This window comes from Echinicola rosea (assembly GCF_005281475.1).
In the GTDB taxonomy this organism is placed as follows: domain Bacteria; phylum Bacteroidota; class Bacteroidia; order Cytophagales; family Cyclobacteriaceae; genus Echinicola; species Echinicola rosea.
Map to the genome: position 1 here is coordinate 4,213,079 of NZ_CP040106.1, position 12,210 is coordinate 4,225,288.

General features: G+C 36.5%; 13 protein-coding genes. 3 read left to right on the forward strand and 10 right to left on the reverse strand.

Annotated features, from left to right (window positions below):
- Window positions 1–147 precede the first annotated feature (147 nt).
- The 3 genes from FDP09_RS16485 to FDP09_RS16495 all read right to left on the reverse strand — a co-directional run bounded on the left by FDP09_RS16485 (window position 148) and on the right by FDP09_RS16495 (window position 3,363).
- Complete coding sequence (locus tag FDP09_RS16485; RefSeq protein WP_137403714.1) at window positions 148–681, reverse strand: hypothetical protein; 534 nt, start codon at window positions 679–681, stop codon at window positions 148–150.
- Between the two features lie 162 nt (window positions 682–843).
- Complete coding sequence (locus FDP09_RS16490) at window positions 844–1,752, reverse strand: hypothetical protein (protein WP_137403715.1); 909 nt, start codon at window positions 1,750–1,752, stop codon at window positions 844–846.
- Window positions 1,753–2,691: 939 nt separating this feature from the next.
- The gene (locus tag FDP09_RS16495; protein WP_137403716.1) at window positions 2,692–3,363 is read right to left on the reverse strand and encodes a hypothetical protein; all 672 of its coding nucleotides are present in this window, start codon (window positions 3,361–3,363) and stop codon (window positions 2,692–2,694) included.
- A 142-nt stretch (window positions 3,364–3,505) separates the two neighbouring features.
- Here FDP09_RS16495 and FDP09_RS16500 point away from each other — a divergent pair, with 142 nt between their 5' ends.
- Complete coding sequence (locus FDP09_RS16500; protein WP_137403717.1) at window positions 3,506–3,727, forward strand: hypothetical protein; 222 nt, start codon at window positions 3,506–3,508, stop codon at window positions 3,725–3,727.
- 1,355 nt (window positions 3,728–5,082) lie between these two features.
- On the opposite strand, the gene FDP09_RS16505 is transcribed toward FDP09_RS16500, so the two are convergent.
- Together FDP09_RS16505 and FDP09_RS16510 are read right to left on the reverse strand one after the other, a co-directional pair.
- Window positions 5,083–5,382 carry a hypothetical protein gene (locus tag FDP09_RS16505; protein WP_137403718.1) on the reverse strand — a complete coding sequence of 100 codons (300 nt, stop codon included), beginning with the start codon at window positions 5,380–5,382 and terminating at the stop codon, window positions 5,083–5,085.
- A 57-nt stretch (window positions 5,383–5,439) separates the two neighbouring features.
- Window positions 5,440–6,462: a HEPN domain-containing protein gene (locus FDP09_RS16510; RefSeq protein ID WP_137403719.1), complete on the reverse strand. Its 1,023-nt coding sequence runs from the start codon at window positions 6,460–6,462 to the stop codon at window positions 5,440–5,442.
- Between the two features lie 409 nt (window positions 6,463–6,871).
- Here FDP09_RS16510 and FDP09_RS16515 point away from each other — a divergent pair, with 409 nt between their 5' ends.
- Window positions 6,872–7,318, forward strand: a complete 447-nt coding sequence (locus FDP09_RS16515) for a helix-turn-helix transcriptional regulator (protein WP_137403720.1) — start codon at window positions 6,872–6,874, stop codon at window positions 7,316–7,318.
- A 143-nt stretch (window positions 7,319–7,461) separates the two neighbouring features.
- On the opposite strand, the gene FDP09_RS16520 is transcribed toward FDP09_RS16515, so the two are convergent.
- The gene (locus tag FDP09_RS16520) at window positions 7,462–7,779 is read right to left on the reverse strand and encodes a hypothetical protein (RefSeq protein ID WP_137403721.1); all 318 of its coding nucleotides are present in this window, start codon (window positions 7,777–7,779) and stop codon (window positions 7,462–7,464) included.
- Window positions 7,780–7,873: 94 nt separating this feature from the next.
- The gene (locus FDP09_RS16525; protein ID WP_137403722.1) at window positions 7,874–8,938 is read right to left on the reverse strand and encodes a hypothetical protein; all 1,065 of its coding nucleotides are present in this window, start codon (window positions 8,936–8,938) and stop codon (window positions 7,874–7,876) included.
- A gap of 136 nt (window positions 8,939–9,074) precedes the next feature.
- On the opposite strand from FDP09_RS16525, the gene FDP09_RS16530 reads away from it, so the two are divergent.
- Window positions 9,075–9,539 (forward strand): hypothetical protein, encoded by a 465-nt coding sequence (locus FDP09_RS16530; RefSeq protein ID WP_137403723.1) that lies wholly within the window; start codon window positions 9,075–9,077, stop codon window positions 9,537–9,539.
- A 186-nt stretch (window positions 9,540–9,725) separates the two neighbouring features.
- Here FDP09_RS16530 and FDP09_RS16535 read toward each other — a convergent pair whose 3' ends face one another.
- The 3 genes from FDP09_RS16535 to FDP09_RS16545 form a co-directional block, all read right to left on the reverse strand.
- A complete protein-coding gene (locus FDP09_RS16535; protein WP_137403724.1) occupies window positions 9,726–10,901 on the reverse strand; it encodes a relaxase/mobilization nuclease domain-containing protein in 1,176 nt (391 codons plus the stop codon).
- Window positions 10,891–11,235, reverse strand: coding sequence for a plasmid mobilization relaxosome protein MobC (mobC, locus tag FDP09_RS16540; protein WP_137403725.1), 345 nt, complete (start codon window positions 11,233–11,235; stop codon window positions 10,891–10,893). The genes FDP09_RS16535 and mobC overlap by 11 nt, the downstream gene beginning before the upstream one ends.
- A 101-nt stretch (window positions 11,236–11,336) precedes the next feature.
- Window positions 11,337–12,200 (reverse strand): toprim domain-containing protein, encoded by an 864-nt coding sequence (locus tag FDP09_RS16545; RefSeq protein ID WP_137403726.1) that lies wholly within the window; start codon window positions 12,198–12,200, stop codon window positions 11,337–11,339.
- Window positions 12,201–12,210 lie beyond the last annotated feature (10 nt).

Below are 12,210 nucleotides of genomic sequence, written 5' to 3' on the forward strand. Positions count from 1 at the left end.
GGCCAATACCTTAATTCGCAATAAATCTGTGATATTATCCCATTCCCAGCGTCAATTCGTTCAATATGGTATTCATGTTCAACCTTTCCGCCCACCAAAAGAGCTATTGATATTAGTACTTTTTATAACTCTATCGTCTATATCAAACTAAGATTTGGGCACCAGATCTATAGTGAACGAATCATATTCTTTGCCATCATTAATGCTGATCAAAATTTTTTCAGGTGATTTTGTGCCTAATGTTATTCCATAATTGACCCCTTCAAGGTTATGTTGGTACCATTTCCCTGGATTGGCAATCATATTATAATCAACCGAACCATTATCGGTTATCACAGTAATTTTGCTCTTATCTTTGTAAAACCAGATCTCTTGGGCGAAATCCCTTCCACCAACTTGAATATACTTTTCGCATCCTTCTATACCTGAGAATCCAGACAAATATTCACTTTTCTTCTGTGATTCAATTTGATTTGCCATCTCTTCGCTCTCCTGCTTTATTCTATGAAGAGCTATTATTTTTCTTTTATCGTTATCTAGTTTTTTGATAATTACTTCACACGTGATTGCTCTAACTCTCCAGTCCGAAGCACTTTGAGGTATTCCCGATTGTTTATCCAGTTTTTTAATAAAATCATCATAGTACTGCCTATTGATGATTCTGTTGATAAATCTAAACATAGTTGAGGTATATAATATCTATTTACCTATTAATGCGTAGGGCAGAGTCTAATGACTCAACAGTTTTCCAAATACTGCCTCCAATTTTTCTTTCGCTTCTATTAATTTTTAACACTTTCGTTTCATTGGGAGACTATTTATTTCTTTTTTGATAGCATTTAGCTATTTCATATTGTATACCTCTTCACCCAATACCATCATATCTTTGTAGGCTGGTCTTAAAAATGGTATTTTATAACTATACTTGCCTTTTATCCTGATTCTTAAATCTTTATAAGAATTCGCTTTTTCTAATATTTCTTTTTCAATAATAAAGTTTCCAGCTTCAGCTATAGTCCCCCCTGAAAAGACATCCCTATTTGCATTTAAATCATACTCATAAACTTCTCCATCTGGTGTCATGAACTGAATCACCTCCATAAATCTCCAGTTATCACTTGAACAATTTATTATACCCACTAGAAATCTTTTTTCTTGTGTTATAATCGCTTTAAAATTTAAGTGAAACCAAGTATCATCAATCTCAATTCCAGGTAAATAAGATTCCACTCTTAATACTGAATACTTATCAAATTCATTGTACTCTTCTTGTATTTCATAGGAGGTATTCCTAATTAATATTTCTGGTGGTGAAGGTAAATACTTTAATGATTCATTTTTTAATCTTATAACGTCAACAAAGGTATTGCCATCCCAAAAATAGTAATTCTCATTATCTATTTTCTTTCTCGAATAATAGGGTTCACCTAGTACACTTTTTAAATCCTCCTCAAATTCTAAATATTGCGAAAAAGCCTTTTTCTCATTTGCAAATTCCAAGGCTATATACTGCATTTCTTCTTTATCATGGTCAAAACTTATTCTAATTTTATTAAATACTTTTCCTTTAACTTTACTTTCATATTCGGTAATTGTGTCACCAAGAATGTTTATATATGTTTTAATTTCATCCTTTTCAACCTTGTATATAGATGGGTCGAGATTGAGTGAATTAAATATTTTATCAAAATCCTGGGCAAAGGATAGCTTTGTAAATAAAAAGAAAGCAATAGTTATAGATAGTAATTTCATAAAATTATATTTTTTTTAATACTCAAAAATAGAAAATAATGTGCTATTAACAGAATTTAGTTAATGCTGACTAATTCAAAAACCATAGCATCTTATAATGCCGAGATTATCAACTCACGATATATTTTGTTCTTTTGATAGCAATTTTGGGATTGTAGTTATGATTGGAGCTTTTCCCACGCTTGTACTGGGGCGTTCCTTTGCCCAGTGTACCCCTATTCGAAGCAAATGAATTATAACGGAACTAATAATTAGATAAGATTTTTTCTTTTTTAAATATAAATCGATACTGATCTTTGGTGAAACGGGAAATATATACTGTGCTCTTGATTAATTTTAACGTACAGAGGGTATTCGGTTTTCCTATACTGGTAAGTGTTATAAGGGAAACGAACATATTGGCCATGACACCCTCAATAAGGTAGCATTTCTGATTTGAAAAAATTAATTTGTGCAGAAATATAGGGATAAGTGTGCGGCCCTCCTGAGTGGTTCAGGTACATACAAAAAAAGAATGACCCGCCGGCAAGCTATGACCATTCTTTTTTTGCATCGTATGCAACATTTTAAAGAAGAATATGATAATTAAAATTATCTTGGTTCTTACAGTCGCTCGATTGACATTGAGCATTTGGAAGAACCTACTCGAGCTGGATAAACTCCGGTGTCCTATGTTTTGGCCTAACTCTCTGTAAGAGTAGTCCATTTTGACTTCTCACTCGAGAAGGTAGTAATTAGTACCCCTTGCTATTCACAGTAGTAAGGGTTTTTTTCTAAGTTATTAGTCCAATAACTTAGACGATCAAATGTAGCGGTTAAACCAATAATATGCAACTCATTCGTATATAAATCAATCCAACAGGAATGTTTGCCTTAGCTATTATTCTGGTGGGACTTTCCCTACGGGCTCAGGCTGCCACTACTCCCAGCGCTTTTCCTTTATCCATTATTACCTTGGTTAAATAAAAACCCCTCATTCAAAGCCTGCATAATATTTTTATGAAAAAATTCATTCTCCCTAGCAGTGGATATTATAAAATTATCCGTCCTATTATCTTCATGATCAAATATAAATTGGTAATCCCCATACCCGTTTGTACAGCTATCAAGAACCGATTTTATTTTATCCCGGATAATTTTTGCCTCTTCAATTTCCTCTGGTGTATAAAGCCTGATACCATATGGATTTCCATTCCTTCTATCTGTGTGGGCTAATTTCCTGTCTCTTTTTTCCTTTGCCATTTCATAAAATTTCCCCGCTCGTATTTCCGCCAGTATTTTTTTATTTTCCTCATATCGACCATTAAAATCCCTCCCAACGCTTTTACTGGCTGTTCTGTTTAGCTTCGATAAACTAGCAAAGTTCGTGTCTTCATGGTTTTCCCATTTTTTTCCTTTGGTTTCCTTTGTATCCGGCTCTAATAATTTCATTAGTTCCATCGTCATCATATAGGTAAGGGAGATCATATAAAATTGAAATGGTCGCATGGAAATTATATCTCTTTCCTTTTCAGGCCTTGATTTATATAGGTATCCTATTTCAGTTAGGGAGGTTGAATATAGATAACAGCTCATTTGAACGTATTCAAAGTTTTCTATTTGCTCACTCATCTTGGTTTATTTTGTTCCTCTATGAAGATAATATTTTTTATTCTCCACGCCTTATCATTCAACCCATATATCTTTTAACTTTCTTGAACAATTTCCGTAGATTAGATAAATCCTTTTCTAAAAACCCAATTTCAATTAAAAAATGAAACATCTAGTGCGTCAAGAAATTCAAATTCTCCATTCCAGAAGTGATAAAATAGATGATAATAGAGAAATACTTCAAGCCTTTGACGATGATGCAGATCTTTTGGAGTGTGCTTTGAAATTTGAGGATGAAAATGTACATTTTCATTACAGCGAGTGTGGTAATTTTTTATCAGTTGAAAATTCCCCTCGATTTTATTTTTTTATGCAACAAACATAAAGATAGCTTTAGTATTTTTTGATAGTATTTCTGACAGCTGCTAGAATTACCAATTAAATGAAGAAAATAACCGATTTTTAATTCAATTTGAAATTTGCCTTGCTGTATAAATTAGGCCTAAATTATCTCTTACCTCAAGTTTGCCATCTTTTAGAATAATCCATTTGTCAAAAGAGCTAGATTCTTTTGTACTGAATACACTATTACCATTCTTTTCTTGATAATTCATCTCAGATTTGAATGAAGAGTTGTCCATAAATATCTCTTCTTTATAGTACTTCCCATTTTCTTTGGAGAGAATCAGCTTTCCTCCTCCATATTCCGTTGGTGTTTTCCAAATACCAATTTTATTACTTTCTTTTGGTTTGGATTTAGCCTTTTCAATCGGATTATTTTGTCTTGATTATTTTTCGTAATTCTTGCCGTTGATTTTTGGCATTCAACCAAGTTGCGCATGAATTCAGATTTCTCTTTATCAAGTTTTCTGTTTTGCTCTCTTAACGATTTAATTTCTTCCTCCAAACTCCTGATTTTTGACAGCAAAGGCGCCTCTTTGTCGGTGCAGGAAAAGCAGAAAATTAAAATAGTAGAAAGAAGTAGTAAGTGTTTCATTTTTCAACAAATAAATTTACAATATTTAAAAATAACATATTTAGCGGCATTATCAGATTATAAGCGAATTTGAGCAACTATTTATCTGATATTCTATTTCTAAACAAACTGGATAACTGGGATTTTTTCAATTTTCATAGTAATTTAGTCATCTAGTGAGCAGCCGACTGCTCTTTTACCCAATATTTTGGCGATATGTGCAGCTTTCACGGCTCTTTCCTCACATATATCCTTCCGATCCTATTCTCTCTGATTTAGCTCCTTGTTAATGCTAGGTGGTGTACTTAAATCCTGGACTGGTGCACTTAAATTCTGAGGTAGTGTACTTAAATCTCGAGCTGGTGCACTTAATTTTGAGCCTGCAACATAATAAGTTCCTTTACCTTTTGCTTCAGCTCCAATAGTTCATAATTTTTTAATGACTTCAGCTCCATACTTGCTTTCAATGTATGGCAATCCACCATATGCCCCGTAATTGTCTAATAGATCCTACCTCTCTCACAAAGATTAAAGCTTGATTTGACTGTCGTTCAATAGTGGTTTTTCAAATTAAGTCAATCAATCCACATCGTGTTGATCGAGAAAATGATGAAGCAGTAAACTATTCAAAAATTGGTTACTCCGCCCGTTTAGATAGGCAATTCTAGCAGCTCTTTGAATTCTATCGATATTTTTAAATCTGAAGGAAGGGACCTTCGGATGGAGGGTCTATGACTTGAAAAACAAAAATATCACTCTTCTTTCTATTTCTCCGACAACTCCTTTAATTCCAGATAACAAGATCTAGCCAATGGACGAAGTTCTTGGCCTAAAAATGTGATGGAAAAATCTGTGCTTTGATGCATAAACTTCATATAGATTTCGCAGAATTTGGTGGATAGTTGGTCATCTCTTATGCCCATCAATTTTTCAATAAGTTCTAGAATTCCCAAATAATGGGCATCTCCATCTCCAAGTTCCAACGTTCTTAGACCATATAGGAGCTGGCAGTGTTTGAGATCTTGGAGGATGAGTTCTTCTATTAGTTCTTCGGTGGATATCATTGGAATAGTTTAATATGGTTATTAGACTTACGATAATAGACAACTGTAGATAATGATCTAAAACTGCTCAAAAATAGGCTGTAGGCTTTTCTCGTGATGTGCTTTACACAGTTTGTGAATGCATTCGGCTCGATGGAAAAGTTTGGTGGCAATCTCTTCCTTTACGACAAACGTAATCTGATAACGGGCTTTGCAATAGGCATCTTCGAGGGTTTTGAGTAGTTTTACTTCATCAGGGCTGTCTTGGGGAAATACTGTGGCAAGCTCAGGAATGTATTTCCAACATTGTCGGATCAGCACCCTGATTTCATGGGTCTTCTTTACATAGTTCTCCCAACAGTGTACCAATGACCTAAGCCAAAGTTCCAGCGCTTGATGGATAAAATAGACCGATAGGGTCCAATCTTTCTTTTTTCGTTCGATCTGTACATGTTCCCAAAAGGCATTCCCTATCTCCCATCCCGCCAAAATTCGCTCTCGGGCTTCACCAAGGGCTCTAGCTTTGACTTCCTTTTCCATTATTGGCAGTTCCATACTTCCGTCTTTTTGATAGATCAACCTATCCTCGTTTAGGTAATAATGGAAAAATAGGTTTCCATCCATCAATTCCTGCTTAAGATATGAACGGTTGATGGGATGAATACACAACTCATCTTTTCCCAATGCCAAGAAGCCCAACAGTCCTTTGTAGGTCTCCATGGTCTGGGAATTAACACTGGGCAACAGGACATAAACCTCTTTCCGATTAATTTCTTCGCTCTCATCTAGTGCCGGCAAATCGAATAGGTATATACGATCAGGGCCCAAAATGATTTTTATAGCAATCACCAAGTGCACAAAGTATTCATCCAAATCTTGGGAATATACTGTATTTGCGTGTCCGGCCCCTTTTTCATCCGTGATTACCCTTTCTTCTAAAAATGTACACAAGCTTTCATAAAAATCCACCATATCCTTATCCTCCTGTTTATCAGCTGATCTGTACGGTGAAGTGGTCCAGTGCTTGAAAAGCTCCCAGAGTTTTGCTTTACTGGCTTCCAAGTTGGTAGGGCTTGAAAATAATTCTTTTGTAGCTGTCATAAAAGTAGGTTTTGTTTAATACAAGCGTGTAGCAGATCTATTGATTCCGTCACTATGTTAGTGGTCCAACAACTAGGGAAATGTGTTTTTTCCATATCCTTAAGATCTAGTCTTTCGTACTTCTACCCTATTCTATTCAGAATAATTTATTCTATGATTTATAATCAGTTGCAATCACCAACTTAATTATCAGTCAATTGCAATCACAAAAAATGAGCTCACGATGTGCCACTACCGAACTACCTCATTTTAATATTGCTCCTATCATACTTTGGAAAGCAAGATTTCTCATAAGCCATTTTCGTGTTTTTAGGCTATTATCTTCATACCATGTGATTCTTACTTTTCCCCTTTCCAATATCCCCCATTTTCCTTAACTTGTGTTTTAGTTTTTTAGCAACCAAGCCATATGACAAATACATCTTCACGAAATATCCATCAGGGACGAAATATCAAACGCTTTAGAGAAATGCTGGGCATCAAACAAGATGCTTTGGCCCACGAACTGGGAGAAGACTGGTCCCAAAAGAAAATCAGTCTACTAGAACAAAAAGAGGACATTGAAGAAAGTATTCTAAAGCAGGTAGCAGAAATCCTTCATATTCCGGTAGAGGCCATTCAGAATTTTGATGAAGAACAGGCGGTGAATATTATTTCTAATACTTTTACCTGTACTGATTTTAAAGGAAATGCCTCTGTAATGAATTTTCACCCAGTTTTTGATCCTGTTGAAAAAATCATGCAAATTCATGAAGAGAAAATAGCCCTTTATGAAAGGATGCTGAAAGAAAAGAATGAGATGATGGCAAGATTGGAGAGATTGATTCAAATTGGAAAAGGAGGAAGTACTGCTTAAAAAAAATTCGGAGGAAAATAGGTAAAACCCTTTGGACGCGATTCTATTTCAAAATGTGTTGGTTATCTAACCTATTGATTGGAGTTAATCATCAAAAGAAACAAATACACCTCTTGCGTTCAAATAGAGAAAAATTGAAATAATTAACTATACCTAACCGTCTTATTTTTTGTTTTTCTTTCTTTAATAAAATCCTCCCTATCAATAATAAAGGATAATGTAAATGAATAAAGAATTACTATAATAATTAATAGGTATAAAGTCTTTTTATGGTTTTCCTTTCTTTTATTTAACATTAGTTTGACAATAAAAAGAATGGCTAAGATAGAAATAAGTCCTTCCACATTGTAATAGTAAAATTTTGCCGTTTCTAAAATGAAAAACTGCCAGAAATATATAACCATTACAAGACCAGCCAGATAATAAAAGTATTCGGAAAATAAATCAAATAGCTTTTTCATGTTTATTTCGTTGTATGTATTTAAAAATAAACCAATTAATTCAAAATTTCGGGGAAATTTGACGGGTTTTCTTGAGTTGCAATCAATACGATAATTAAATTTTATGACCAAAAACCGCTCTAATATTTTTTAAATTCTCAGACATTTCAATTTCTTCCACTCCTTTACACAAAATACTTTTCATTTTAGCATAATCAATCTCCGAAGCCACCGGATCTGTCCAACCAAATATTCTCTTAAGATTTTTACAGAAGCCGTCCTCATCCGGATCCATTACGGGAAAAGCATAATTCAGAACAGGTTTGGTAATCGCATCATAGGTGAGTTTTGTGGAAGGAAACCTTACTCCATCATATTTCATAGTTTCCTTTCCACCATATTTCTTGATTTTCTTTATATAACTCATTAACATCTGAGGGACGATATACTCCGGATTATAAGGGTGGTTATGGGGAGGCGCAGTTTTAAAAAGACAGGATCTTGTAAAAGGAAGAAAAGCTAGAAATCTTAAAGCGGAAAAATAATCGCCATCATGATTTAATCTCCAAATTACGAACTCTGGAAAATCAATTGTAATTACTTTGAACGAATCACGACTTCTGAACTTAGAAATATAATATTCTGAAATAGTATCCCCATTGAAAGTCTCTTCTTCGCAAAGCTCAATAGATTCTCCCAAATACAAAGCAGGAGTTCCAGAAATGCTAAACCTATAGTTTCTGCACTTGCGCCTTTCAAAATACTTGATATGGAATAAATCTTCCTTTGTGAAGGGGAGACGCTTACCATCTTTGCAATTAGAACGTCTAATGCGGAAAAAGTCTTTTTGATCAAGAGGTAAAAACGAATCAAAAGACAAATTCCTATTATTTGATGATTTCATTAGCTCATTGAAATTACCAATAGCCGTTTCATCATCGTCATCTAATTTGCTCTGGATTACTTTGTAGGTCAAATCATGAGTTTTTTTAAAGGTGGTTTTCACTTCGTTTTTATCCGACTTGAACCAATCAAATTCGGTTTCGCAAAAACTTTGAATCTCCTCAATAGTTCTTTGGTACACAGATAAAAAATCATCGTTTTCCGACTTAAACGGAAATGGGAATTTCTTTCTGAATTTTTCTAAATCATTGATAAAGCATTGTGTTTTAGTATGCATTGTTTGGATATTAGTTTATTCAAGGGTAAAAGTAGCAAATTAATATATCCCATTTAATTCTAAAACATCCCCCTACAGAATACTTTATCTCATAATCAGACACGATCTTAAATGGCATAACATAAATTGTACTGCCATGAAAAAGAAAAAATCTAAAGTGATCGTAGTGGACATATACGAAAAATACACTGAGATCGGAAACATGTATTCTTCACGCTGGAGAAAATTAGACCTTTTTATCCCCAGTAACTTTCGGTTATTATGTGCCATTCTAAAAGTAAAGCCGGAAGATATCTTAATGGATTTTATGTGGATGCTTTGCTATGGAAATAAGGATGCTACTGACAATCAAATCAAATCTGCTCAGAAGTTTTTTATAGCAGGCCGCTTTGGCCAGCCCTCCTACTCCAAGAAGGAGATCAAGCAAATGTTTAGAGAGCTAAAAGCTGTCAGGACAATCTATGACACCACAGAGAAAATGAATATTGAAAACAAAGAGTTGTTTTGGAAAAGTAACCATATGTACACCGAATTCTGGTATAAACGATGGTTTGAGAAAAACACCAGGAAAGAGGATCATTCCGTTTTGGAGAAATTCTAAGCTGCAGTTCAGGGTCTGAACTTTCGTGGATATCAGGCGGATTGTTAGGTTTTATGCCTAAGTTATATGGCCTTATCAGGGAGCTTAAACGAAGGTAGAGTTTACACTGGTTATTAAAACAAGGGTAAAAAATCATCAAATTCACCCCCGTTCATTATGTCACCTAATTGTTCTAAAATCACTGCTTTAAATACTCCTACCCTTTTTCCGCTTCTTCTTTTTCTTTCGAGGAATTGGATCTACCTCCCCAGAATTAGGAACAGGCCTAAGCAACAGGTCAAGAATATCAATGGCACCGCCAACAACTTGATGACCAAGGTCAATTTCTTTTCGATTTTTTGTTGTAATTCCCCCTGATGTTGAAGTTCCTTTTTTACCAATTCCAGTTTGGAATTCATTTTGACCCCACATTGATAATTGGTCTCGATCTGATCGTTCTGTCTGTCCAGCTTTCTGCTGATGTGCAGGAGACTGTCCTGGATCTTGGGAATGTACCCCATGAACTCGAGTTGTTTTTTGACCATTTCCTGATAGTCCTCCTGGGTATTTTGATGTTGTTCTTGCGTTTGCCTGGCCAATTGCTTGGCGATCTCTAGTTTGCTCATAGTGTAAAGTATTTGCGATGTTCTTCCATTTGAATTGGTTGCCCAAAGATTGCCCCTTGGCCTTAAAGCCTTCATAGCAGTAGGCCACGCCTGACACCCTGCCGGTACTGGCCTGGTTGAACAGTAGATTAGCCCCTGCTGCCTCAACTTGTTGGATAAAGTCTGTCATGGTATTGGTCTGCTTTAAGGCCTCTCCCACTATTTGCTGGAGCACCATTTTCTTGGATGGTTTTCCGGTTCTCATCACCATTTCGATTTCATCCTTATTGGGCGCCTTGACCTTAGCTTCCTTGCTGCTCTTAACTTGTTGCAGACCATATTTCTTTTCCAGTTTTCTCACCAAGCTTTCGCTCTTTCGGTAGTTGTTGCTATCGGAGACCACTGTTCCATCAAACCGGTTTCTCAATGCCAGCAAGTGGCAATGGGGGTGTTCGGCATCATGATGCCTGAAAATGAAATAGGCATTGTCATCGAAGCCCATGCCTTTCAGGTATGCATTGGCTATGGACAGCATTTTTTTATTTGATATTTTTTCCTCCTTGCCAAAGCTTAGGCTGACGTGGTAGGTATTCCGCTTAAGCCGTGGATTCATGCTTTTCATCAACTCTACTTCTTTCTGTACCATTTCCCTGTCCAAGCTGCTAAAGTTTGTTTCCAGAACTTCTGCACGCTTTACTTCATCACTGGTCACCATCTTTTTGAGATTATAATCCAATGCTCCCATAAAGTTTTTTCCGATGGACTGTTTAGCGATCATGGAGCAGCAGTTTGATGATTTGATCCAATTTTGCGGAAAGGGCATCAATCGCCCTCGCCCTGTCTGCGGACACTTCAAATTTTGAATTGAGGTGTTTTGCAATCTGGTTTATATTATTGCCGATCCTTTTGAGCTCCATATAGGTCTGCCTGTCCAGTTTGGCAACCTTTGCCTTGGGCAACCTGTTTTTGAACACGCAGGACCTGACCACGTCAGCGGCCGGCATCGCTGCCACTTCGCATAGACTTCCCAGCAGTCTGAGCTCTTCTTCGGTCATGCGGAAAGTAAACTTTATATTCCTCTTCTGATCTTCGGGTTTCTTTGGTCTTCCCATGAGTGAAATGAACGGAGTGAATTTCAACCTGAGCGTAGCGAAGCAAGCCGTTTTGGTAAGACCAAAACATGGCTTGCTTCGCTACGATTTATAAAACGTTGCTACCTTCGCACCCCAACGCTTTTTGACTTTCGGTGGTAATCGTTTAGATCCTTATGTCCCAAATATTTACCTGATTGATCAGTGCATTGGCTGAAGTCTTTCAGCAATCTTTTTGTCCACGCCTTGCCCTGTATATCATTGTCCAGGTAAAGATTTACCTGCGGAAATTCTCCCAAAATCTTTCTTGCCGCATCCATGTTGGACAGGGAATTCAGCACCAGAAAGTCATCGGGTTCGACATCTTTTTGCTTTCGTTCATAGAAACTGAGCAGGTCAAAAATCCCTTCGAACATATGGAGGGTTTTGCCTTCCCCTGGATAGTAACTAATGCCCTGCGCACTGCTGCCTTTCCAATAGGCATTCCGTATGGCCCAGCCGTTCTCGTTCTTGTTTCCGATCCCGAAATATTTTTTGTCCCCTATGGAATAATACACTTCCATGCAAAACCTGGATGCCGTCTCGGCGCTGACCTTCCGGTGGAGAAGGTAATCCATTAAGGCCGGGTTGCTTCCAATGGCTTTGACCGATCGGATTACTATTTTATGCTCACGCTCCTTTTCCATGGATACCTGTGGGTGAAAAGAAAAAGAATTACCAGTAATATCTTCGATGTAATGAAGGGCATCGGAAACGGACAAGCCTGGTTTCAATTTCATGACCAGGTCAAGGACCTTTCCCCCATAATTGTTGTCCCCAAAATCAATCCATAGGTTCTTGGAGGCACTGACCTTAAAGGAAGGTGTATTTTCTTTCCTGTATGGGGAATGATAGAAATAACTATCCCCGGAAACCTTGGAGGGCCTGATGCCAAGCTTTTCAAGAAAGGCAATAATGGACAGCTCGCTTGCTTGTTTGATGTTCATGGTAAGGTTG

What these genes read in the sequence shown, in the direction of transcription:
- FDP09_RS16485 (WP_137403714.1), bottom strand. Translation starts at nt 681, where the DNA reads ATGTTTAGATTTATCAACAGAATCATCAATAGGCAGTACTATGATGAT.
- FDP09_RS16490 (WP_137403715.1), bottom strand. Translation starts at nt 1,752, where the DNA reads ATGAAATTACTATCTATAACTATTGCTTTCTTTTTATTTACAAAGCTA.
- FDP09_RS16495 (WP_137403716.1), bottom strand. Translation starts at nt 3,363, where the DNA reads ATGAGTGAGCAAATAGAAAACTTTGAATACGTTCAAATGAGCTGTTAT.
- FDP09_RS16500 (WP_137403717.1), top strand. Translation starts at nt 3,506, where the DNA reads ATGAAACATCTAGTGCGTCAAGAAATTCAAATTCTCCATTCCAGAAGT.
- FDP09_RS16505 (WP_137403718.1), bottom strand. Translation starts at nt 5,382, where the DNA reads ATGATATCCACCGAAGAACTAATAGAAGAACTCATCCTCCAAGATCTC.
- FDP09_RS16510 (WP_137403719.1), bottom strand. Translation starts at nt 6,462, where the DNA reads ATGACAGCTACAAAAGAATTATTTTCAAGCCCTACCAACTTGGAAGCC.
- FDP09_RS16515 (WP_137403720.1), top strand. Translation starts at nt 6,872, where the DNA reads ATGACAAATACATCTTCACGAAATATCCATCAGGGACGAAATATCAAA.
- FDP09_RS16520 (WP_137403721.1), bottom strand. Translation starts at nt 7,779, where the DNA reads ATGAAAAAGCTATTTGATTTATTTTCCGAATACTTTTATTATCTGGCT.
- FDP09_RS16525 (WP_137403722.1), bottom strand. Translation starts at nt 8,938, where the DNA reads ATGCATACTAAAACACAATGCTTTATCAATGATTTAGAAAAATTCAGA.
- FDP09_RS16530 (WP_137403723.1), top strand. Translation starts at nt 9,075, where the DNA reads ATGAAAAAGAAAAAATCTAAAGTGATCGTAGTGGACATATACGAAAAA.
- FDP09_RS16535 (WP_137403724.1), bottom strand. Translation starts at nt 10,901, where the DNA reads ATGATCGCTAAACAGTCCATCGGAAAAAACTTTATGGGAGCATTGGAT.
- mobC (WP_137403725.1), bottom strand. Translation starts at nt 11,235, where the DNA reads ATGGGAAGACCAAAGAAACCCGAAGATCAGAAGAGGAATATAAAGTTT.
- FDP09_RS16545 (WP_137403726.1), bottom strand. Translation starts at nt 12,200, where the DNA reads ATGAACATCAAACAAGCAAGCGAGCTGTCCATTATTGCCTTTCTTGAA.